The following is a 19,762-nucleotide window of genomic DNA, read 5'->3' as shown; positions in this document are numbered from 1 at the left end:
TGGCGCGGTCAAGTCTAGGGAGGAAACACCCAAGGAGGGTATTTACAGTCAAAGACTGCAGGGTCACGCTACGCAGTATCTGCACAATTGTCAATCATTTTATTTTATGCATATTTTTTAGGCTTCTGCTGAAAATATGGAAACACCGGTCCCGTCATCCGTATCAGTGGACGACGGATGTGATTCCGGTCTATGCATTGCGCCACAGAATTCAGACCCAATATTCAGGCGATGAGGTTTCGCATGCTGCCCGACCGGGATTTCTTCTTCAAACTTGCCGATGCCGCCAGCGCCGAGACGCTTCCCCGCTTCCGCACGGGCATTGCCGTCACCAATAAGCAGGATGGTGGCTACGACCCGGTGACGGAAGGCGATCAGGCAGCAGAAACCGCCATTCGCACCCTGATTGAAGCACATTTTCCGCAGCATGGTATTCTCGGCGAAGAACACGGCAATGTCGGCCTCGACCGCGAGCATATCTGGGTCATCGACCCGATCGACGGCACCCGCGCCTTCATTTCCGGCGTGCCCGTGTGGGGCACGCTGATCGGCTTCCAGTCGGCCGGCCGCGCCACGATGGGCATCATGGACCAGCCCTTCACCAAAGAGCGTTATTTCGCCGATGGCGAGGCGGCGTGGTATTTCGGGCCGGATGGCGAGCGGAAAATCCGCACGCGCAATTGCGCTTCGCTATCGGACGCCGTTTTGTTCACCACGACTCCCCACATCTTTACTGCGGAAGAAAAGCCCCTTTACGAAGAAGTGCAGGATCAGGTCCGCCTTTTCCGCTACGGCGTGGATTGTTACGCCTATTGCCTGCTGGCGGCCGGCCATGTCGATCTGGTGATCGAATCCGGGCTGAAGCCCTATGATGTCGGCGCTTTGATCCCTGTGATCGAACAGGCCGGCGGCATCATGACCACCTGGGATGGCGGGCGCCCGGAAAATGGTGGCCGCATTCTCGCAGCCGGCTCAAAAGCGGTGCACGAACAGGCGCTCGCCATTCTCTCCAAACTCTAGGCAGCCCGCTTGGGCGGCCATCACTCCGGCGCGAAAAACGCGTCGATGGCCGCCAGCGCCTGTTTGCGGAAAACATCGCGCTCATGCAGCAATTCGTGGCGCGCGCCGGTTATCGGAAGAAGCTGCGCCGCCCGGAAATTGCGTGAGAGTTCTTCCTGCGCCTTATAGGGCGTGATCGTATCCAGCATCGGCGCCAGAATAAGCGTCGGTACGGTAATGTTCGTCAGGTGATCCTGGCGGATCACGCGGCCCATGGTCTTCAGCGCTTCATAGACCCAGCGCGCCGTCGGCGCACCGATGAACAATTCCGAAAACTGCCGGTGCAGGGTCAGATTTCTGGCAAAACGCCTGACGTCCGAGGTCAGCGGATTGCCGTCGAAATCCCGCTCGCGCTGGTCTCTGCCGAGCTGAACCCTGCCAAGACCGACAAGACTCAAGACCGTCGCAACAATCCGGATCACGGGTGAGGGAACCGATTGCTGGCTATCCAGCTCGATGAAGGGCGAACAAAGGGCCAGACGGTCAATGCGGTTCGACAGGCCGGGAGCAGCTGCAAGTGCTGCAAGCGCGCCGGTGGAATGCGCGATCATGAAGAATGGCAGCCGCGTATCCGGCAGCACCACCTGCTCGAGAAAAAGGCTGATGTCATGCTGGTAGTCGGAGAACCGCCGCACATGCCCGGCACCCGGCTTCTTCAGCAACCTCTCGGAACCGCCCTGCCCGCGTGTATCAAAGGTCGCAACCCAGAAACCCATGGCGGTAAGATCGCCAACCGTTTCGAAATATTTCTCGATACATTCATTCCTGCCATGCAGCAGAACCACGGTTCCGCGGGCAATATGGCGGCTGGTGCGGAAGATCGCATATCGAAGCTGTTTGCCGCCATGGCCGGTAAAATATCCGACGGTATGGTTGCCGGGAACCGGGTTGTCTTCACTGGCGCGCAATGTGGCTTCGATCATCGGTCTTTTCCGGCTTTTGTGCCTTTTCGGGATAGGTCGGCGGCGCGGGAAGGTCAAAGAAAAAATTGCCGGAACCGTCGGTTAAAGCAGTCGCGGTTCCGGCGAATAAGACAGAAGAAGAAGGGACGTTATTGCTTCTGTCCACGGAGAATGTCTCCGATGACCGATGTTTTATGGCTCTCAAACTGAACGATGCCGGAACCTGACGTTCAGCCATGGTTCATGTTGCTTTCACCTTTTCACGCCCCTTGACGCGGCGGCAAGCCATTCCCATCTCATTCATGCGGTCGCCAGAACGGGACCGCGCCATATGTCCGGCCGTAGCCAGAACGGGACGCCGGACTTAACCGCAAACAGTCGCTTCTTAAGGAGGACACCATGCGTCACGTTGATTTTTCCCCCCTCTATCGTTCCACCGTCGGCTTCGATCGTCTTTTTTCGATGCTTGACGGCCTCGGCCAGCCCGAACAGGCCCAGTCCTATCCGCCCTACAATATCGAGCGGACCGGTGAAAACACCTATCGCATCACCATGGCCGTTGCCGGTTTCGATGAGAACGAACTCAGCATCGAATCCCGCGCCAATGCGCTGACGGTGAAGGCCGAGAAGGCCACGGACGAAAAAACGACCGAGGGAGAATTCCTGTATCGCGGCATCGCCACGCGCGCTTTCGAACGCCGCTTCCAGCTTGCCGACCACGTCGAAGTCCAGACCGCTTCCTTGAAGAACGGGCTGCTTCACATCGACCTCGTCCGCAATATTCCGGAAGCAATGAAGCCGCGCCGCATCGCGATCTCGTCCGACAGCGCCGATGCGCCGAAGACGATCGAAGCCCAGATTTCCCCGGCTCAGGTCAACTAGCTTTTCTGACATGCAAAAAGAACGGCCCCTTAGGGGGGCCGTTTTTGTTTGCGGAAATCCTGTCAGCGAGCGGACGCCGCCGCACCCTCTGCGGCAGCCGTTTCCGCGATCGCTGCCTTTTCATGCGCCTTGCGGGCATAACGCTGAGCAAGAACCGCGCAGACCATCAGCTGTATCTGATGGAAGAGCATGATCGGCAGAACGATCGCGCCAATGCTCTGGCCGGCGAAAATCGCGCCCGCCATGGGAACACCGCTTGCGAGGCTCTTCTTCGATCCGCAGAAGGTGATGGTGATTTCATCGGCCTTTTCGAAACCGAGCAGACGGCTGCCGAACATGGTTACGCACAGAACAAACGCCAGAAGCACGATGTTGATAAGGATGACAACGCCGATATCCCTGAGCGAAAACGTGTGCCAGATGCCCTCGATGACAGCGTCAGAGAATGCGAGATAGACCACCATCAGGATCGAGCCGCGGTCGACCGGGGACAGCAGCTTCTTGCGCGCCCGGATCCAGTCGCCGATCCAGGGCTGCAGAGCCTGCCCGACGATGAACGGCAACAGAAGCTGCAGGAAGATTTGCAGGAACGCGTCCAGCGAAAAGCCGCCGCCATGGCCGCCCACCGTAAACAGCAGGCCAACCAGCAATGGCGTGAGGAACATGCCGAAGATATTCGAGGCCGAGGCCGAACAGATCGCCGCTGGCACGTTTCCGCCCGCCATGGAGGTGAAGGCGATGGAAGACTGCACGGTGGATGGCAGCACGCAGAGAAACAGCACACCCATATAAAGCGGTGCCGGCAGGATGCTTTCGGGAATGAAACCGATTGCCACGCCGAGAAGCGGGAAAAGGCCGAAGGTGACGAGCAGGATCGCCAGATGCAGGCGCCAGTGCAGGATGCCCGCAATCACCACATCCCGCGAAAGCCGCGCACCATGCAGAAAGAAGAGAAGCGCGATCGCCAGTTTCGTCGCAAGGCCGAAATACTCCGCCGGCTCGCCGCTAATCGGCAAGATGGAGGCCAAAATCACGGTGGCCACCAGCATCATGGTGAAACGATCGGGCAGGAAGCGGGTCATGGGAGGTCTTTCCGGCATCGGTTTTGCTTGAAACGGGCGTCACTATCGCTCATCATGATTTCGGATGCAAAGATTAACAGTTATCACGATTTGAGATAATGCTGAACCTTCAACATCTTGCCAGCTTCGTCATGCTTCAGCAAACCGGCAGTTTCACGCTTGCTGCCGAGCGGCTGGGTATTGGCCAATCCACCGTCAGCCAGCATATTCAAAGGCTTGAGGCAGCCCTTGGCCGCCGGCTGATCGCCCGTAGCACCCATCAGGTGAAACTGACTGGCGAGGGCGAGGCGCTGCTTGGTTATGCCCGCAACATGCTGGAGATCGACAGCAAGGTCTCATCGCTCTTCAGCGAAAACCGTCTGCGCGGGCGGCTGCGGCTCGGCGTCTCGGAGGATTTCGTCGCCAGCCGGCTGACGGCCATTCTGGAGGAATTCATCCGCCTTTATCCGTTGGTGGATCTCGAATTGACGGTCTCGCTGAGCGGCGTGCTTTACCAGATGCAGGATAATGGTGAGCTGGATGTGGTGCTCGCCAAACGCCGCCTCGGCGACAAACTGGGTCACTTCCTTTACCGCGAACCGCTGGTCTGGCTGGCGCGCGACCCGGAACGCATGCTGAACCAGCCGGACGCCCTGCCGCTGATCGCCTTCCCGCCGCCCAGCATCACCCGAAAGGCGGCGCAGGAAGCATTGGACCGGGCCGGCCTCTCCTGGCGGATCGTCTGCACCTGTGGCAGCCTTAGCGGACTTACCGCTGCTGCAAGAGCGGGCATGGGCATTCTGGTGCAGCCGCGCAGCATGGCGCCGGCAGGCCTCAAGGAGATTGCGGCGGGTGTGCTGCCGGCTCTGGAGGATGTGGAATTCGTGCTTCAGCCCAGCAAGGGCGCGGATACGAAGCTGGTGCGCGCCCTTTCCGATCTCGTGTCGAGCAAGAGCATCGCACCCGGCAGCTTCGTATAGATTTCCTGACGCATTTCCGAAAGCAAAGCCGCTTCACACCTTTGCTGGAAATACTCTAGTTTTCCCGTTTCGAGAGGCAGCGGCCGACGCTGTCGCGCCAGCCGGCAATGGCGTTTTTCCGCTCGCCCTCTTCCATATCCGGGCTGAAGCGGCGGTCACGCCGCCAATGGTCGGCAAAGGCCTTGCGGTCCGGCCAGATGCCAGCGCGTGATGCTGCGAGCCATGCGGCACCGAGAATGGTCGTTTCCAGGAAGACAGGACGATCGACAGGTGCTGCGAGAATATCCGCCAGTCGCTGCATCGTCCAATCGGAGGCGACCATGCCGCCATCGACCCTCAGCACCGTCTTGCCATTATCACCCGCCCAGTCCTTGCGCATGGCGTCCAGCAGATCGAAGGTCTGGTAGGCCACGCTTTCCAGCGCCGCGCGCGCAAATTCCGCCGGGCCGGTGCCGCGTGTCAGGCCAAAGATCGCACCCCGCGCCTCGGCGTCCCAGTAAGGCGCGCCAAGACCGGTAAAGGCCGGTACGAGATAAACACGCTGCCTGGGATCGGCCTTTTCGGCGAGCGCACTGACTTCTGATGCAACCGAGATGAAGCCAAGCTCGTCACGCAGCCATTGCACGGCAGCACCGGCGATGAAGATCGAGCCTTCGAGCGCATAGGTCGTGACGCCATCGAGACGGTAAGCGATCGTCGTCAGCAGGCGATTGGTGGAGGCGACGCGATCAGTGCCGGTGTTGAGAAGCGCAAAGCAGCCGGTGCCATAGGTGGATTTCATCATGCCCGGCTCGAAGCAGGCGTTGCCGATCACGGCCGCCTGCTGATCGCCGGCGACGCCAAGGATCGGGATTTCCGCACCCAGCAGCGACCTGTCCGTCACGCCGAAATCGGCGGCGCAATCCAGCACTTCCGGCAGCATGGCGCGCGGAATATCGAGGATCGACAGGAGTTCATCATCCCAGGCGTTGTCTTCGATATTGTAGATCAGCGTTCGCGAGGCATTGGTGGCGTCGGTCACATGGCGGCGGCCACCGGTGAGACGGTAGATCAGGAAACTGTCGACCGTGCCGAAGCAGATTTCCCCCTTCACGGCTTTTTCGCGAAGGCCGCTGACGCTGTCGAGAAGCCATTTCAACTTCGTGCCGGAAAAATAGGGATCGAGCAGCAGCCCGGTCTTTTTCGAAAAAAGCGGCTCGAGTCCCCGGCGTTTCAGATCCTCGCAGACAGGCGCGGCGCGCCGATCCTGCCAGACGACGGCGCGATGCACGGCCTCACCGGTATTACGGTCCCAAAGCACGGTCGTTTCGCGCTGGTTGGTGATGCCGATCGCCGCGATATCGGATGCGGCGATGCCGGCATCGGCAAGCGCCAACCGGATGGTTTCCAGCACACTTTTCCAGATATCCTCTGCATCGTGTTCGACCCAGCCGGAGGCCGGGAAATGTTGCGGAAATTCTCGCTGCCCGACACCGATGACCCGCATGTCGCGATCAAAGACCATCGACCTTGTCGATGTCGTTCCCTGATCGATCGCCAGAATATAACCGCCCATTATGCTACTCCCTTTCAGACGCAATGACGGGGCGGCAAAGCCGCCCCGGTTTAAGATTTCATGCAGAAATTACTTCTGCCAGCTTTTGACCAGTTCGTCGTAATTGACGGTGACCGGCTTTTCCTTTTCGTTGGCGATCTTCAACTGCGGCGCCAGATTGCCCTTCGAAACGGCATCCTTGTTCCAGTATTCGATATCGTGCTCTTCCGCCAGTTTCGGACCGATATCGCCCTGCACGCCGGCACGTTCCAGACGGCTCATGACTTTTTCCTGCTCGGCGCAGAGAGAGTCCATTGCCGCCTGAGCCGTCTTTGCGCCCGAAGACGCATCGCCGATCGCCTGCCACCACAGCTGTGCCAGCTTCGGATAGTCAGGAACGTTGGTGCCGGTTGGCGACCACTGCACGCGGGCCGGTGAACGATAGAACTCGATGAGACCACCGAGCTTGGTGGCCCGGTCCGTGAAGCTCTTGTGGTGGATGGTGGTGTCGCGAATGAAGGTCAGACCCACATGGCTCTTTTTCACATCCACGGTCTTGGAGGTCACGAACTGCGCGTAAAGCCAGGCGGCCTTGGCGCGGTCGTCGGGGGTGGATTTCATCAGCGTCCACGAACCCACATCCTGATAACCGAGTTTCATGCCGTCCTTCCAGTAGACGCCATGCGGCGAAGGTGCGACGCGCCATTTCGGCGAACCGTCCTCGTTCACCACAGGCAGGCCGGGCTTGGCCATATCTGCCGTGAAGGCCGTGTACCAGAAGATCTGCTGGGCGATGTTGCCCTGCGCCGGCACCGGGCCGGATTCGGAGAAGGTCATGCCCTGCGCTTCGGGCGGCGCATATTTCTTCAGCCATTCGAGATATTTCTCGATGGAATAGACGGAAGCCGGACCATTGGTATCGCCGCCGCGCGCCACGCAGGAACCGACCGGCTGCGACTTGTCATTGACCTTGATGCCCCATTCATCGACCGGCAGACCGTTTGGCAGGCCCTTGTCGCCGTTGCCGGCCATGGAAAGCCAGGCATCGGTGAAGCGCCAGCCGAGCGACGGGTCCTTCTTGCCATAGTCCATATGGCCAAAGACCTTCTTGCCATCGACATCGCGGCCGGTGAAGAATTCGGCAATATCCTCATAGGCCGACCAGTTGACGGGCACGCCGAGGTCATAACCATATTTGGCCTTGAAATCGGCCTTGTTCTTTTCGTTGTTGAACCAGTCATAACGGAACCAGTAGAGGTTCGCGAATTGCTGGTCGGGAAGCTGGTAGAGCTTCTTGTCCGGCGCCGTCGTAAAGGCGCTGCCGATGAAATCCTTGAGGTCGAGACCGGGATTGGTGACGTCCTTGCCTTCATTGGCCATGAAGTCGGTCAGGTTGCGCACCTGCTGGTAACGCCAATGGGTGCCGATGAGGTCACTGTCATTGACCCAGCCGTCATAGAGGTTCTGACCGGTCTGCATCTGGGTCTGGATCTTTTCGACCACATCACCTTCCTGGATCAGGTCGTGCGTGACCTTGATACCGGTAATGGCGGTGAAGGCCGGAGCCAGAACCTTGGATTCATACTCATGGGTCGTGAGCGATTCGGAAACGACCTTGATCTCCATGCCCGCGAAAGGTTTCGCGGCATCGACAAACCATTGCAGCTCCTTTTCCTGATCGCCACGCGAAAGCGACGAGAGATCGCCGATTTCCTTGTCCAGAAACTGCTTTGCTTCCTCCATTCCGGCGAAAGCGGAACCCGTCATTGCCAGCAGCATGGCCGCCGTCGTCGTCATCAGATGCCGTCGCATATCAGTCCTCCCAAGGGTTTGCGATTGCATGAAGTCTGCTGGTGCGGTTTTCCTCCGCCGCACCTTTTTCCTGCTCTAGACAAAACGGAAAACGCCGATGGCGTAGACCGCAGACAGAGCGAGAGCCCACCACAGGTTCGGGCCGACCAGCCCGAGCCATGCGAGATGAATGAAGGCGCTGCCGAGCAGCGAGATGAACAACCGGTCGCCGCGCGTGGTCTCGAAGCGCAAGATGCCGAAGCGGGGATTGCCGCCGGGCGAGAGATATTCCCAGAACCACATGCCGACGAGCAGCACGGCAATGGCGCCGAAAAACGCAGCCGTCTGCCAGGTCCAGGCCATCCAAGTAAAATCGGGCATCTTCGTCATGGTCAAACCCTCCCCAGCGCAAAGCCCTTGGCGATGTAATTACGCACGAACCAGATCACCAGCGCGCCGGGGATCAGTGTCAACACGCCGGCGGCGGCAAGCAGGCCCCAGTCCATGCCGGCGGCGGAAACGGTTCGCGTCATGGTCGCGGCAATCGGCTTGGCGTCCGTCGTCGTCAGCGTGCGGGCGATCAGAAGCTCGACCCACGAGAACATGAAGCTGAAGAAGCAGGCGACACCGATGCCGGAAGCGATGAGCGGCATGAAGATCTTCACGAAGAATTTCGGGAAGGAATAGCCGTCAATATAGGCGGTCTCGTCGATTTCCTTCGGCACACCGGACATGAAACCTTCGAGAATCCACACCGCCAGCGGCACGTTGAACAGGCAGTGCGCCAGCGCCACCGCGATATGTGTGTCGATCAGACCGAATGCCGAATAAAGCTGGAAGAAAGGCAGCGCGAAGACGGCGGGCGGCGCCATACGGTTTGTCAGCAGCCAGAAGAACAGGTGCTTGTCGCCCAGAAAACGGTAACGTGAGAAGGCATAAGCCGCTGGAAGCGCCGCCGCGACCGAAATCACCATATTCATCACGACGTAAGTAATCGAATTGATGTAACCCGAATACCAGGATGAATCCGTGAAGATCGTCCTGTAGTTCTGCAACGTTGGCTGGTGCGGATAAAGCGTCATGGACGACACGATTTCCGAATTCGTCTTGAAGCTCATATTGATGAGCCAGTAGATTGGCACGAGCAACAGCACGATATAGATCGTCGGCACCAGCCAGGAAAACCTGGACGGCCCATGGTGACGGCGTGACCTTGCCGTTGCGGCAAAACCAGGCCGTACCGAGGCAGCAACTGCCGCAGAACCAGTACCCATGCCATTACGTTCCACACCGGTCGTGACGTTCGAAGCACTCATGTCTCAAGTCTCCGCGTCGTGGCTGGTCATGACGGTGTAGAACACCCAGGACAGCAGCAGGATGATGAGGAAGTAGATCAGCGACATGGCTGCCGCAGGCCCGAGGTCAAACTGGCCGAGCGCGACCTTCACGAGATCGATGGACAGGAAGGTCGTGGAATTGCCGGGGCCGCCGCCGGTGACGACGAAAGGCTCGGTATACATCATGAAACTGTCCATGAAGCGTAGCAGGAAGGCGATCAGCAGCACCCGCTTCATCTTCGGCAGCTGGATGTACCGGAACACCGCAAAACGTGACGCGCCATCGATCCTTGCCGCCTGATAATAGGCGTCCGGAATGGAGACAAGGCTGGCGTAGCACAACAGCACGACAAGGCTTGTCCAGTGCCACACATCCATGATGATGACCGTAATCCATGCGTCAACCGGATCGTTGACGTAGTTATAGTCAAGACCAAGCTGATTGGCGTAATAACCGAGCAGTCCGATATCGCTGCGGCCGAACACCTGCCAGATCGTGCCGACAACATTCCAAGGCACCAGCAGCGGCAGCGCCATCGTCACGAGGCAGACCGGCACGCCGATGCCGGATTTGGGCATCTTGAGCGCGATGAATATGCCGAGCGGAATTTCGATCGCCAATATGATGCCGGAAAACACCAGGTTGCGTCCGAGAGCGTTCCAGAAGCGATCGGAACTGAGGATTTCCTCGAACCATTGCGTTCCCGCCCAGAAGAACTGGTTATTGCCGAACGTATCCTGCACCGAATAGTTCACGACGGTCATCAGCGGAATGACGGCAGAAAAGGCGACCAGCACCAGCACCGGCAGCACCATGAACCACGCCTTGTTGTTCCAGCTCTTTTCCATGGTCAGGCTCCCATCTTCACGCGCCAGGAATCGGCAAAGACACCGATCGCGGCCGGATCGAAGCGAACACCCGCTTCCGCCGGAATTTCCTCGTCTTCCGCAACGACGATCGCGAGCTTCTGGCCGGCAAACCGGGCGCGCACGATCTTCTGCCGGCCGATATCCTCGACCTTGTCAACAGTGATGGGCATACCGCCCCGTTCCAGCCGGACGAATTCCGGGCGGATGCCGATCTCGATCCGCTGCTTTCCATCAACCTTCGGCGCACCTGCCAGCGGCACGCCGAGGCCGCCGACAACCGCCGTCGCCCCTTCGATGCTGGCGGGCAGCACGTTCATGCCCGGTGAGCCGATGAAATAACCGACGAAAGTGTGTCCCGGCCGTTCGAAAAGCTCGGCGGGCGTGCCGATCTGGACGATCTGCCCGTCATACATGACGACCACCTTGTCCGCGAAGGTCAAAGCCTCGGTCTGGTCATGGGTCACATAGACCATGGTGAAACCGGACTGGCGATGCAGGCGCTTCAGCTGCGAGCGCAGCACCCACTTCATATGCGGATCGATCACCGTCAGCGGTTCGTCGAAAAGAATGGCATTGACGTCGGAACGTACCAGGCCGCGCGCCAGCGAAATCTTCTGCTTCTGGTCTGCCGTCAATCCGCGCGCATGGCGTTTGGCCATGCCGGAAAGATCGGTCATTTCGAGAATTTCCCGCACCCGGCGGTCCACCTCGGCCTCCGGCACATGCCGGTTGCGCAGCGGAAAGGCGAGATTGTCGTAGACCGTCATCGTGTCGTAGACGACCGGGAACTGAAACACCTGCGCAATATTGCGGTCTTCGGTGGCAAAATCGGTCACGTCAGTTCCGTCAAAGGCGATGCGGCCTTCCGACGGACGCAGCAGGCCGGAAATGATGTTGAGCAGCGTGGTCTTGCCGCAGCCGGAAGGCCCAAGCAGCGCATAGGCGCCGCCGTCCTCCCATTCGTGATGAACTTCCTTCAGGGCATATTCGCCGGCAGCCTGCGCCTTGGCATTATAGGCGTGGCGGATATGATCGAGCGTGATGCGTGCCATGACCGATCTCCCTTACGCCGCTTCGCCGATGGCGCGGCCATTCGCGTCAAAGGCCATCAGGTGTTTTGTATCGAGAAAGAGCTCGATATCTCTGTCCGGTTCGATGTCGTGGATGCCATGCGCCAGCATGACCCAGCGCCTGCCGGAAAATTCCACATGCACGAAGCTCTCCGATCCGGCGATTTCCGAAATCAGCGTCCGCGCCCGGATGGATTGCCGCGCCTCACCCTTCGCATGCGGGAAAAGATGATGCGGCTGGAAAGCAATGGTCAAAGGTCCGTCCGGCACGGCCGCAAGATGCGCCGGCACCGTGACAACGGCCTGATTGGCACGGGTGAAAGCCCCACCCGTCTTGATGACCTCGATGGTGTTGAGCGGCGGGTCGGCGAAGATTTCCGCGGTCACGATATCCACCGGACGCCGGTAGACCTCGATCGTGCGGCTAAACTGCGTCACCCGCCCTTCGTTAAGCGTCGCGGTATTGCCGCCCAGCAGCAGCGCTTCTGACGGTTCGGTCGTGGCATAAACGAAGATCGCACCGGATTCCGCAAAAATGCGCGGCAGTTCCTCGCGCAATTCTTCGCGCAGCTTGTAATCGAGATTGGCCAGCGGCTCGTCGAGCAGCACCAGATTGGCGTTCTTGACGATGGCTCTTGCAAGCGCGGTGCGCTGCTGCTGGCCGCCGGAAAGATTGAGGGGCGTGCGGTCGAGATAGGGCGTCAGCTTCAGAAGCTCAGCGGCCTTCCTGACTTCCCTGTCGATGGTCGCCTGATCCTTGCCGGCAACCCGCATCGGCGAAGCGATATTTTCATAAACCGAGAGCGCCGGATAGTTGATGAACTGCTGATAGACCATGGCGACGTTACGCTTCTGCACCGGAAAGCCCGTCACATCCTCGCCATTAAAAAAGATCGAGCCGGCGCTCGGCTTGTCCAGCCCGGCCATCAGCCGCATCAGCGTCGTTTTGCCCGAAAGTGTCGGTCCAAGCAGGACGTTCAGGCTTCCGCGCTGCAACGTCAGATCGATCGGGTGAATATGATACTCACCGCCAACCATCTTCGAGACGTTTCGCAATTCAAGCATGGTGATCCAAAGCCTCCTCCGCTTTTCGATCGGATCGTCAGATTGCCTTCAAGCGTTCACCCGCAATGTCTTCGATATAATCCTCCAGCCCACGCACCTCTTCGGGGGTTAAAAACAGCCCCTGCTTGGTGCGGCGCCACAGAATATCCTCCGCCGTCAGCGCCCATTCCCTCGCCATCAGCCAGCGAACCTCAGCCTCGTAGAGCGTGCCGCCGAAAAACCGCCCCATCGCCGCCGTCTCAGTCGCATTGCCGATCAGCGCCGTCGCATCCGTTCCGTAGCAGCGCACAAGCCGCTTTGCATGACGCTCTTCGAGAAAGGGGTAACGTGAACGCAGCGCCGAAACTTCCGCGACGTAGGCTTCGGCACCGAAATCTCCACCCGGCAAATGCGAGCCCGCGGTCCATGGCGCACCCTTTTCACCCAGCGCATCGCCGATTTTTTCAAGAGCATGTTCGGCAAGCCGCCGATAGGTGGTGAGCTTGCCGCCGAAAATATTGAGAAGCGGCGCTTCGCCTTCCGCCCCTTCGGTTTTCAGCACATAATCGCGGGTCGCTTCCTGCGCTTTTGACGCGCCGTCATCGAACAAGGGCCGCACGCCGGAATAGGTCCAGACGATATCCGCCGGCCCCACCGGTTCAGCGAAATATTCGCTCGCCGCATTGCAAAGATAGCTGATCTCCTCGTCGCTGATCTTAACAGCACGGGGGTCGGCGGTATAGTCGCGATCCGTCGTGCCGATCAGCGTAAAGTCCTGTTCGTAAGGGATGGCGAAGATAATGCGGCCATCAGGATTCTGGAAAAAATAGGCGCGCGGATCGGAAAACTTCTTGCGCACGATGATGTGGCTGCCCTGCACGAGGCGGACATTGTGGACATTGTTTTTACCGAATGTCGAAGACAGCACCTTGTCCACCCAGGGGCCGGCGGCATTCACCAGCATGCGCGCCCGGTGGGTCTTGGCTTCTCCGGCGACATTTTTCGTTTCAATCCGCCAGAAGGCGCCTTCGCGCCGGGCCGAAACCACCTGCGTACGATTGAGGATCAAAGCACCGCGATTAGCGGCATCGCGGGCATTCAGCACCACAAGACGGGCATCGTCCACCCAGCCATCCGAATATTCAAAGGCGCGGGCGAAAATCGGCTTCAGCGGCTTTCCGGCGGGATCACGGCGCAGATCAAGCGAGCGTGTGGCGGGCAAAAGCTTGCGGCCGCCGAGATGGTCGTAAAGAAATAACCCGAGACGCACGAGCCAGGCCGGGCGCACGCCACCCTTCTGGAACGGTAGTACGAAGCGCATCGGCCAGATGATGTGCGGCGCCATGGCCCACAGCACCTCACGCTCCATAAGCGCTTCGCGCACCAGACGAAATTCGTAATGTTCGAGATAACGCAAACCGCCATGGATGAGTTTGGTCGCGGCGGACGAGGTGCCGGAGGCAAAATCGTTCATTTCCGCAAGCGCCACGGAATAGCCCCTGCCAACGGCGTCACGCGCGATGCCGCAGCCATTGATACCGCCGCCGATCACGAAAATATCGTGAATTGCCTCGTCAGACATGGACCCTCCCGTGCTTTCATCGACGCTCTCCTCATCGATATATTGAAAGCACAGCCATCTAATTCGAAGACAAAACGAATGTCAAACGAAATCAAAAAGCCCCTTGAATCAGGCGTCGCGACCCTCGGTTTCGATCAGCCGGACATCGTGATCGGCACAGATGGTACGGATGGAATCAACAGGACAATGATCGGTAATGAAGGTGTGCACCTGGGAAAGATGACCGATACGCACGGGGGCCGTGCGCTCGAATTTAAGCGAATCCGACACCAGAATGACATGGCGCGCATTGGAGATGATCGCCTGCGCCACCTTGACCTCACGGAAGTCAAAGTCGAGCAAAGCGCCATCCTCATCGATGGCCGACACGCCGATGACGGCAAAATCGACCTTGAATTGGCGGATGAAATCCACCGCCGCCTCGCCGACGATACCGCCATCGGAACCGCGCACGACACCCCCGGCAATCACCACTTCGATGCCGGGGAAAACCCTCAACCTGTTGGCAACATTGATGTTGTTGGTAATAACCATCAACTCGTGATGATCCGCGAGCGCTTCACCAACTGCCTCGGTCGTGGTGCCTATATTGATGAAAAGCGACGAGTTATTGGGGATGAGGGCCGCGGCAGCGGCGCCGATCGCCTGTTTTTCGGACGATGCGATGGCGCGGCGCGCCTCGTATTTGACGTTTTCATTGCCGCTTGGAAAGAGCGCGCCGCCGTGGATGCGGGTCAGCACCCGCGTATCGCAGAGATCGTTCAGATCCTTGCGGATCGTCTGGGGGGTCACCGAAAACCGCGCCGCCAGTTCATCGACCAGCACCCGGCCGTTCGCTTTCGCCAGCGCAACGATTTCATCCTGACGCGGTGTGAGCAGCATTTCACCCTCCCTCCTCTTTCAATTTTTTCGTTTTATTGAAGAGCGAACGAAAAACCAATGTCAAGGGAGGGTTTACGGTGAGAAGGATTGCCGGTTAGCGGAAACCATCAAAAATCTTGTTAGCCGGCTTTTTGAACAGGCCCAGCATCGGCTTCCTCGTTGCGGGTAACGGAAAATGCCGCGGAGGCGTTATGGAACGTATCACCGATGCCAATCAGCACAGGTTCGTTCACGCCCAGTCTCTCGACCGCGGCAGCCAGTTGCGCAAGCGAACCGCACCATCGTCGCTCATTGGCGCGGCTGACGGAAATCATCACCACCACGGGTGTCGATGCGGGCATTCCCTGGGCAAGCAGGCAGGACTGAATATCGCCGGCGGTTCGTCCGCCCATATAAAAGACAGTAGTGACGGAGGGGTTCGACAGGGACTGCCAGTCGATATTCTCCGGCAGCTTCCCCTGCCGGGAATGACCAGTGATGAAGCGTACCGACTGGGCATGGTCGCGATGGGTCAAGGACACGCCCAGGCGCGAGGCCATGGCGCTTGCGGCAGTGATGCCGGGCACGACTTCGACCGGGATATTTTCGGCCTCCAGCGCGGCGATCTCCTCGCCGGCGCGCCCGAAAATCATCGGATCGCCGGATTTCAGCCGCACCACCCGTTTTCCGGCCTTGGCGAGGCGGATCATCATCTCGTTGATGTCTTCCTGCCTGCAGCTTTCCCGGCCACCACGTTTGCCAACCAGCATGCGCTTCGCCTCCCGCCGCGCCAGTTCCAGCACTTCGGCTGAAACAAGATCGTCGCACAGGATGACATCGGCCGCCTGCAAAGCGCGCACCGCTTTCAGAGTCAGCAGTTCGGCATCGCCCGGTCCGGCGCCTACAAGCGTCACCAGCCCGGCGCGCGAACCCACCCGACCGGCCTGCGTTCCGATATCCGCAAGCAGCCGTTCTTCGCTGCCTTCATCCAGCCTTTCGGTGAACGCCCGATCGACGAATTTTTCCCAGAAAGAGCGTCGCGCCGGACCCGGCACGAGTCGCAGATTGACGCGCTCGCGAATTGTCTGGGCAAGCGCGCCCCAGTCCTTGAGGGCCAGCGGCAGCAAGGTTTCGATGCGCCGGCGGATGGCCTGCGCCAGGATGGGTGCGGCGCCATCGGGGGAAATCGACACCACCACCGGCGGGCGATTGACGATGGAGCCGAACTGGAACTGGCAGAACTCCGGCTTGTCGATGACATTGACGGGAATGCCAGCCGCTCGTGCGGCATGGTAAAATCTTTCCGCCTCTTCATCGGTCTCGCAATCCGCCAGCGCTAGTTCCGCGCCCTTGAAAATATCCGCACCCCATGAACGGTCATGCCATATCAGCATCGGGCTTTTTGCGACGAGCGTCGCGAAGCTTTCCGAAAGCTCGCTTTCCTCACAATAAAGATGAAGTTCCGCCCCGCAGGCCAGCAGCAGTTCCGCCTTCCAGGCCGCCCCATCCGATCCGCCCGCCAAAACCACGCGCTTGCCCTCAAGTCCCCAGAAGACAGGCAACTTAGCGAGCTTCTCCATACGAGCCGGTTCATTCCGCTGCGGTTTTAAGGCATCCATCGATGATCCCCCTGATTTCAGCGCGGCAGGAGCCGCAATTGGTTCCGGCATTCAACGCCTTGCCGATGGCTTCGACACTGTGGCAGCCATCACGGATAGCGGCCGTGATCTGGTTCACCCCGACATTGAAGCAGGAGCAGACCGTCGCACCCGGATCAGCCCGGCCCGCACCGGGACGCCCGGCGACCAGCGCAAAGCGCATGCGCAAATCCTCGTGGCGCTCAGTAAGTTGCGAGATCGCCCAGTTGCGGGCAACGGCCACCGGTTCATTGGCAATGAACAGTGCCGCAAGCAGTGTTTCGCCGTCGAAAAAGGCGAGACGCAGATCGCCCGTCTGCCGGTCGCTGTAACCCAGCGGCTCGATCCTGGCATCGATGCCGAAAACCTGTCGCGCCCAGAGCGTCCAGTCCTGCGGCTCTTCGGCAAAGGCAAGCTCCATGCGATAGCCGCCATCGGCTTTGGCGATGGCCCAGTAGGCGCAATCCGGCGCATCGGGCCGGGTGCGGGAAATGGCAAAACCATAGGCCTTCGCCGCAAAACGCCTTGCCTTCACCGCCACGTTTTTCGAAGCGGGCTGGCCGGAATGCGGATCCGTAACAGGTGCCACAACCATATCGATGCGCGCCCGCGAGGCAAACTGATCGTTCCAGTGCATCGGTACGAAGACCGAACCGCGCGCCTGCCTTTCGCTGATCAGCGCCCGCAGCAGAACCTTGCCATGAGGACTTTCCAGCTCCACTAGATCGGCGCTTTCAATTCCCAGCGCCTGCGCATCGCGCGGGTGAAGCTCGGCGAAGGGTTCGGCGATATGGGCGGTAAGCCGCGCGCTTTTGCCGGTGCGGGTCATGGTATGCCATTGATCGCGGATGCGGCCGGTATTCAGTGTCAGCGGATAATCGGGCGATGTCCTGCCGGTTTTCGGCAAGGCGGTGGCGATGAATCGCGCCTTTCCATCGGCATGGTAAAAACGGCCGTCTGCGAAAAAGCGGGTAACGGCAGCCTCGCCAGGTCGGGCTTTCGGCCATTGAAAGGGCGGCATCGTTTCGTAGGAGAGCCGTTCGATCCCGCTAATATCAAAATCGCGGCTTCCGGCATTCTCGAAGCCGGAAAGCGCTGCATGTTCGGCGAAAATCTCCGATGCCTGGCCATAATCGAAGGCGGCGTCGAAACCCATGCGCCTGCCCACCTCCGCCATCTGCCACCAGTCGGCCCTTGCTTCGCCGGGCGCATCGAGGAAACCACGCTGGCGGGAAATGCGCCGCTCTGAGTTGGTTACCGTGCCGTCCTTTTCTCCCCAGCCGAGCGATGGCAGAAGGATATCGGCGTGGCGGGCCGTATCGGTACTGGCCATGACCTCGGAGACCACAACGAAAGGACAGGCCTTGATGGCCGCCTCGACGGCACCGGCATCCGGCATGGAAACCACCGGATTGGTCGCCATGATCCACAGCGCCTTGATGCGGCCGTCGGCCACCGCCCTGAACATATCCACCGCTTTGAGGCCGGGCTTTTGCGCAATGGCGGGTGAGGTCCAGAAGCGCTGCACGCGATCACGGTCGTCAGCATTTTCGATAACCATATGGGCGGCCAGCATATTGGCCAGTCCGCCGACCTCGCGTCCGCCCATGGCGTTCGGCTGCCCGGTCAGCGAAAACGGGCCCATACCCGGCCGGCCGATGCGGCCGGTGGCAAGGGGGCAATTGATGATGGCGTTGACCTTGTCCGTGCCGCTCTGCGACTGGTTGACGCCCTGGCTGTAACAGGTGACGGTTTTTTCCGTGCGTTCGAACAATTCGTAAAAGGAAATCAGTTCGGCGATTGTCAGGCCGGTGGTCTCGGCGATATCGGGCAGGCTGTATTCGGTTGCTGCCTGCATCGCAGCGCCAAAGCTGACCGTATGGTTTTCCACATAGCCGTGATCGATTGCAGAACTATCGGCAAGATGCGCCAGCAAGCCGACAAACAGCGCCACATCTCCATCCGGGCGGATGGCGAGATGCATATCGGCAATATCGGCACTCATCGTCCGGCGCGGATCGATGACGACGACCTTCATCTCCGGCCGCGCCGATTTTGCGGCGGCAAGGCGCTGATAGAGAACCGGGTGGCACCAGGCGAGATTGGAACCGGTGAGAATCACCAGATCGGCGAGCTCCATATCCTCATAGGTGCCGGGCACCGTGTCAGCCCCGAAAGCGCGGCGATGGCCGGCGACCGAAGACGACATGCAAAGTCTTGAATTCGTATCGATATTGGCCGAGCCGATAAAACCTTTCATCAGCTTGTTAGCGAGGTAATAATCCTCCGTCAGCAATTGGCCGGAGACGTAAAAGGCCACCGAATCCGGGCCATGCTCGGCTATGGCTTCAGAAAAGCGGGTGGCGACGAGATCAAGGGCTTCGTCCCACGTCGCCCGTCTGCCGTCAATTTCGGGATGGAGAAGGCGGCCATCGAGATCGATGGTTTCGGCCAGAGCCGAACCCTTGGAACACAGCCGGCCGAAATTGGCGGGGTGGTCCTGATCGCCTTTGACGGAAACGGCGCCATTGTCGTTGACGGTGGCGATGACACCGCAGCCGACGCCGCAATAGGGACAGGTGGTTTTTGTTTCAACGGGCATGGGTTTGCCCTCTCAGTGCGTGGCGCTTCCCCCCCTCTGTCCTGCCGGACATCTCCCCCTCAAGGGGGGAGGTCGACAAGCGTAAGGCTCCCCGCTCTATATCGACGGGCGGCGCGGCCAGCTGGGAACGGAAGCGCGTGCCGCAATTGATCTCCCCCCTTGAGAGGGAGATGTCCGGCAGGACAGAGGGGGGTAAAATCGCCGCCATCGCAATTCACTCCGCCGCAATCATCAGAGTTTCAAGCGCGATGGAAAGCCGGCCGTCGAGATTGCGGACGGGGATAGTCTTCACCTCCCCCTCATCCGCCCCCAAAGCCTTGCCGGTTTCCAGCGAAATGACCCAATTGTGCAGGGGACACGTCACCGAAGCCCCATGCACGATGCCCTGAGACAACGGGCCGCCCTTATGCGGGCAATGATCCTCAATCGCGAAGACCTGATTTTCCGCCGTGCGGAATACGGCGATCTTGCCCATCGGCGTTTTCACGCAACGCGCACCACGCAGCGGGATGTCGGAAATATCGCCAATATCGATCCAGTTGCTGTCCAT

General features: G+C 59.5%; 18 protein-coding genes. 3 read left to right on the top strand and 15 right to left on the bottom strand.

Annotated elements, in window-relative coordinates; genetic code table 11:
- The first annotated feature begins 243 nt into the window (after window positions 1-243).
- The gene (gene hisN, locus ASB65_RS03765; protein ID WP_003505911.1) at window positions 244-1,020 is read left to right on the top strand and encodes a histidinol-phosphatase; all 777 of its coding nucleotides are present in this window, start codon (window positions 244-246) and stop codon (window positions 1,018-1,020) included.
- A 20-nt stretch (window positions 1,021-1,040) separates the two neighbouring features.
- Here the strand turns inward: hisN and ASB65_RS03760 are convergent, their stop codons facing one another.
- Together ASB65_RS03760 and ASB65_RS03755 are read right to left on the bottom strand one after the other, a co-directional pair.
- The gene (locus tag ASB65_RS03760) at window positions 1,041-1,982 is read right to left on the bottom strand and encodes an alpha/beta fold hydrolase (protein WP_060723065.1); all 942 of its coding nucleotides are present in this window, start codon (window positions 1,980-1,982) and stop codon (window positions 1,041-1,043) included.
- Window positions 1,954-2,199 carry a hypothetical protein gene (locus ASB65_RS03755; protein ID WP_020810333.1) on the bottom strand — a complete coding sequence of 82 codons (246 nt, stop codon included), beginning with the start codon at window positions 2,197-2,199 and terminating at the stop codon, window positions 1,954-1,956. The genes ASB65_RS03760 and ASB65_RS03755 overlap by 29 nt, the downstream gene beginning before the upstream one ends.
- Before the next feature lie 161 nt (window positions 2,200-2,360).
- Between ASB65_RS03755 and hspL the strand changes: the two genes are divergently transcribed.
- A complete protein-coding gene (gene hspL / locus ASB65_RS03750; protein ID WP_003505905.1) occupies window positions 2,361-2,843 on the top strand; it encodes a heat shock protein HspL in 483 nt (160 codons plus the stop codon).
- A gap of 62 nt (window positions 2,844-2,905) precedes the next feature.
- Here hspL and ASB65_RS03745 read toward each other — a convergent pair whose 3' ends face one another.
- Window positions 2,906-3,925, bottom strand: a complete 1,020-nt coding sequence (locus ASB65_RS03745; protein ID WP_060723064.1) for a bile acid:sodium symporter family protein — start codon at window positions 3,923-3,925, stop codon at window positions 2,906-2,908.
- Window positions 3,926-4,023: 98 nt separating this feature from the next.
- Between ASB65_RS03745 and ASB65_RS03740 the strand changes: the two genes are divergently transcribed.
- Complete coding sequence (locus tag ASB65_RS03740) at window positions 4,024-4,884, top strand: LysR family transcriptional regulator (protein WP_060723063.1); 861 nt, start codon at window positions 4,024-4,026, stop codon at window positions 4,882-4,884.
- A 55-nt stretch (window positions 4,885-4,939) separates the two neighbouring features.
- On the opposite strand, the gene glpK is transcribed toward ASB65_RS03740, so the two are convergent.
- From glpK to nirD, 12 genes are all read right to left on the bottom strand, one after another.
- Window positions 4,940-6,439 carry a glycerol kinase GlpK gene (gene glpK, locus ASB65_RS03735; protein ID WP_020810335.1) on the bottom strand — a complete coding sequence of 500 codons (1,500 nt, stop codon included), beginning with the start codon at window positions 6,437-6,439 and terminating at the stop codon, window positions 4,940-4,942.
- Window positions 6,440-6,508: 69 nt separating this feature from the next.
- Window positions 6,509-8,230: an extracellular solute-binding protein gene (locus ASB65_RS03730; protein WP_003505894.1), complete on the bottom strand. Its 1,722-nt coding sequence runs from the start codon at window positions 8,228-8,230 to the stop codon at window positions 6,509-6,511.
- 75 nt (window positions 8,231-8,305) lie between these two features.
- Window positions 8,306-8,599: a DUF2160 domain-containing protein gene (locus ASB65_RS03725; protein WP_003505892.1), complete on the bottom strand. Its 294-nt coding sequence runs from the start codon at window positions 8,597-8,599 to the stop codon at window positions 8,306-8,308.
- A gap of 2 nt (window positions 8,600-8,601) precedes the next feature.
- Window positions 8,602-9,525: a carbohydrate ABC transporter permease gene (locus ASB65_RS03720; RefSeq protein WP_003505890.1), complete on the bottom strand. Its 924-nt coding sequence runs from the start codon at window positions 9,523-9,525 to the stop codon at window positions 8,602-8,604.
- Window positions 9,526-9,528: 3 nt separating this feature from the next.
- Window positions 9,529-10,395: a carbohydrate ABC transporter permease gene (locus tag ASB65_RS03715; RefSeq protein WP_060723062.1), complete on the bottom strand. Its 867-nt coding sequence runs from the start codon at window positions 10,393-10,395 to the stop codon at window positions 9,529-9,531.
- A gap of 2 nt (window positions 10,396-10,397) precedes the next feature.
- Window positions 10,398-11,468 (bottom strand): ABC transporter ATP-binding protein, encoded by a 1,071-nt coding sequence (locus tag ASB65_RS03710; RefSeq protein ID WP_003505886.1) that lies wholly within the window; start codon window positions 11,466-11,468, stop codon window positions 10,398-10,400.
- A gap of 12 nt (window positions 11,469-11,480) precedes the next feature.
- Window positions 11,481-12,551, bottom strand: a complete 1,071-nt coding sequence (locus ASB65_RS03705) for an ABC transporter ATP-binding protein (RefSeq protein WP_060723061.1) — start codon at window positions 12,549-12,551, stop codon at window positions 11,481-11,483.
- A 37-nt stretch (window positions 12,552-12,588) separates the two neighbouring features.
- A complete protein-coding gene (locus ASB65_RS03700; protein ID WP_003505883.1) occupies window positions 12,589-14,112 on the bottom strand; it encodes a glycerol-3-phosphate dehydrogenase in 1,524 nt (507 codons plus the stop codon).
- 108 nt (window positions 14,113-14,220) lie between these two features.
- Entirely contained in the window at window positions 14,221-14,994 is a 774-nt protein-coding gene (locus tag ASB65_RS03695; RefSeq protein WP_003505873.1) for a DeoR/GlpR family DNA-binding transcription regulator, read from the bottom strand.
- Between the two features lie 119 nt (window positions 14,995-15,113).
- The gene (gene cysG / locus ASB65_RS03690) at window positions 15,114-16,592 is read right to left on the bottom strand and encodes a siroheme synthase CysG (RefSeq protein WP_060723060.1); all 1,479 of its coding nucleotides are present in this window, start codon (window positions 16,590-16,592) and stop codon (window positions 15,114-15,116) included.
- Complete coding sequence (locus ASB65_RS03685; RefSeq protein WP_060723059.1) at window positions 16,564-19,212, bottom strand: nitrate reductase; 2,649 nt, start codon at window positions 19,210-19,212, stop codon at window positions 16,564-16,566. The genes cysG and ASB65_RS03685 overlap by 29 nt, the downstream gene beginning before the upstream one ends.
- A gap of 214 nt (window positions 19,213-19,426) precedes the next feature.
- Window positions 19,427-19,762, bottom strand: coding sequence for a nitrite reductase small subunit NirD (gene nirD / locus ASB65_RS03675; RefSeq protein ID WP_003505867.1), 336 nt, complete (start codon window positions 19,760-19,762; stop codon window positions 19,427-19,429).

Origin of the sequence: Agrobacterium tumefaciens str. B6, from assembly GCF_001541315.1 — a bacterium.
Classification (GTDB): Bacteria; Pseudomonadota; Alphaproteobacteria; order Rhizobiales; family Rhizobiaceae; genus Agrobacterium; species Agrobacterium radiobacter.
Note: the sequence above shows the minus strand (reverse complement) of the source record. Positions and strands in the feature narration are given on the sequence as shown.

Bases quoted from the DNA above. Each gene is read 5' to 3' on its own strand.
- hspL (WP_003505905.1), top strand. From the start codon at position 2,361: ATGCGTCACGTTGATTTTTCCCCCCTCTATCGTTCCACCGTCGGCTTC.
- ASB65_RS03760 (WP_060723065.1), bottom strand. From the start codon at position 1,982: ATGATCGAAGCCACATTGCGCGCCAGTGAAGACAACCCGGTTCCCGGC.
- ASB65_RS03705 (WP_060723061.1), bottom strand. From the start codon at position 12,551: ATGCTTGAATTGCGAAACGTCTCGAAGATGGTTGGCGGTGAGTATCAT.
- nirD (WP_003505867.1), bottom strand. From the start codon at position 19,762: ATGGACAGCAACTGGATCGATATTGGCGATATTTCCGACATCCCGCTG.
- cysG (WP_060723060.1), bottom strand. From the start codon at position 16,592: ATGGATGCCTTAAAACCGCAGCGGAATGAACCGGCTCGTATGGAGAAG.
- ASB65_RS03710 (WP_003505886.1), bottom strand. From the start codon at position 11,468: ATGGCACGCATCACGCTCGATCATATCCGCCACGCCTATAATGCCAAG.
- ASB65_RS03700 (WP_003505883.1), bottom strand. From the start codon at position 14,112: ATGTCTGACGAGGCAATTCACGATATTTTCGTGATCGGCGGCGGTATC.
- ASB65_RS03740 (WP_060723063.1), top strand. From the start codon at position 4,024: ATGCTGAACCTTCAACATCTTGCCAGCTTCGTCATGCTTCAGCAAACC.
- ASB65_RS03715 (WP_060723062.1), bottom strand. From the start codon at position 10,395: ATGGAAAAGAGCTGGAACAACAAGGCGTGGTTCATGGTGCTGCCGGTG.
- ASB65_RS03685 (WP_060723059.1), bottom strand. From the start codon at position 19,212: ATGCCCGTTGAAACAAAAACCACCTGTCCCTATTGCGGCGTCGGCTGC.
- ASB65_RS03695 (WP_003505873.1), bottom strand. From the start codon at position 14,994: ATGCTGCTCACACCGCGTCAGGATGAAATCGTTGCGCTGGCGAAAGCG.
- ASB65_RS03730 (WP_003505894.1), bottom strand. From the start codon at position 8,230: ATGCGACGGCATCTGATGACGACGACGGCGGCCATGCTGCTGGCAATG.
- ASB65_RS03755 (WP_020810333.1), bottom strand. From the start codon at position 2,199: ATGGCTGAACGTCAGGTTCCGGCATCGTTCAGTTTGAGAGCCATAAAA.
- ASB65_RS03720 (WP_003505890.1), bottom strand. From the start codon at position 9,525: ATGAGTGCTTCGAACGTCACGACCGGTGTGGAACGTAATGGCATGGGT.
- ASB65_RS03745 (WP_060723064.1), bottom strand. From the start codon at position 3,925: ATGACCCGCTTCCTGCCCGATCGTTTCACCATGATGCTGGTGGCCACC.
- hisN (WP_003505911.1), top strand. From the start codon at position 244: ATGCTGCCCGACCGGGATTTCTTCTTCAAACTTGCCGATGCCGCCAGC.
- glpK (WP_020810335.1), bottom strand. From the start codon at position 6,439: ATGGGCGGTTATATTCTGGCGATCGATCAGGGAACGACATCGACAAGG.
- ASB65_RS03725 (WP_003505892.1), bottom strand. From the start codon at position 8,599: ATGACGAAGATGCCCGATTTTACTTGGATGGCCTGGACCTGGCAGACG.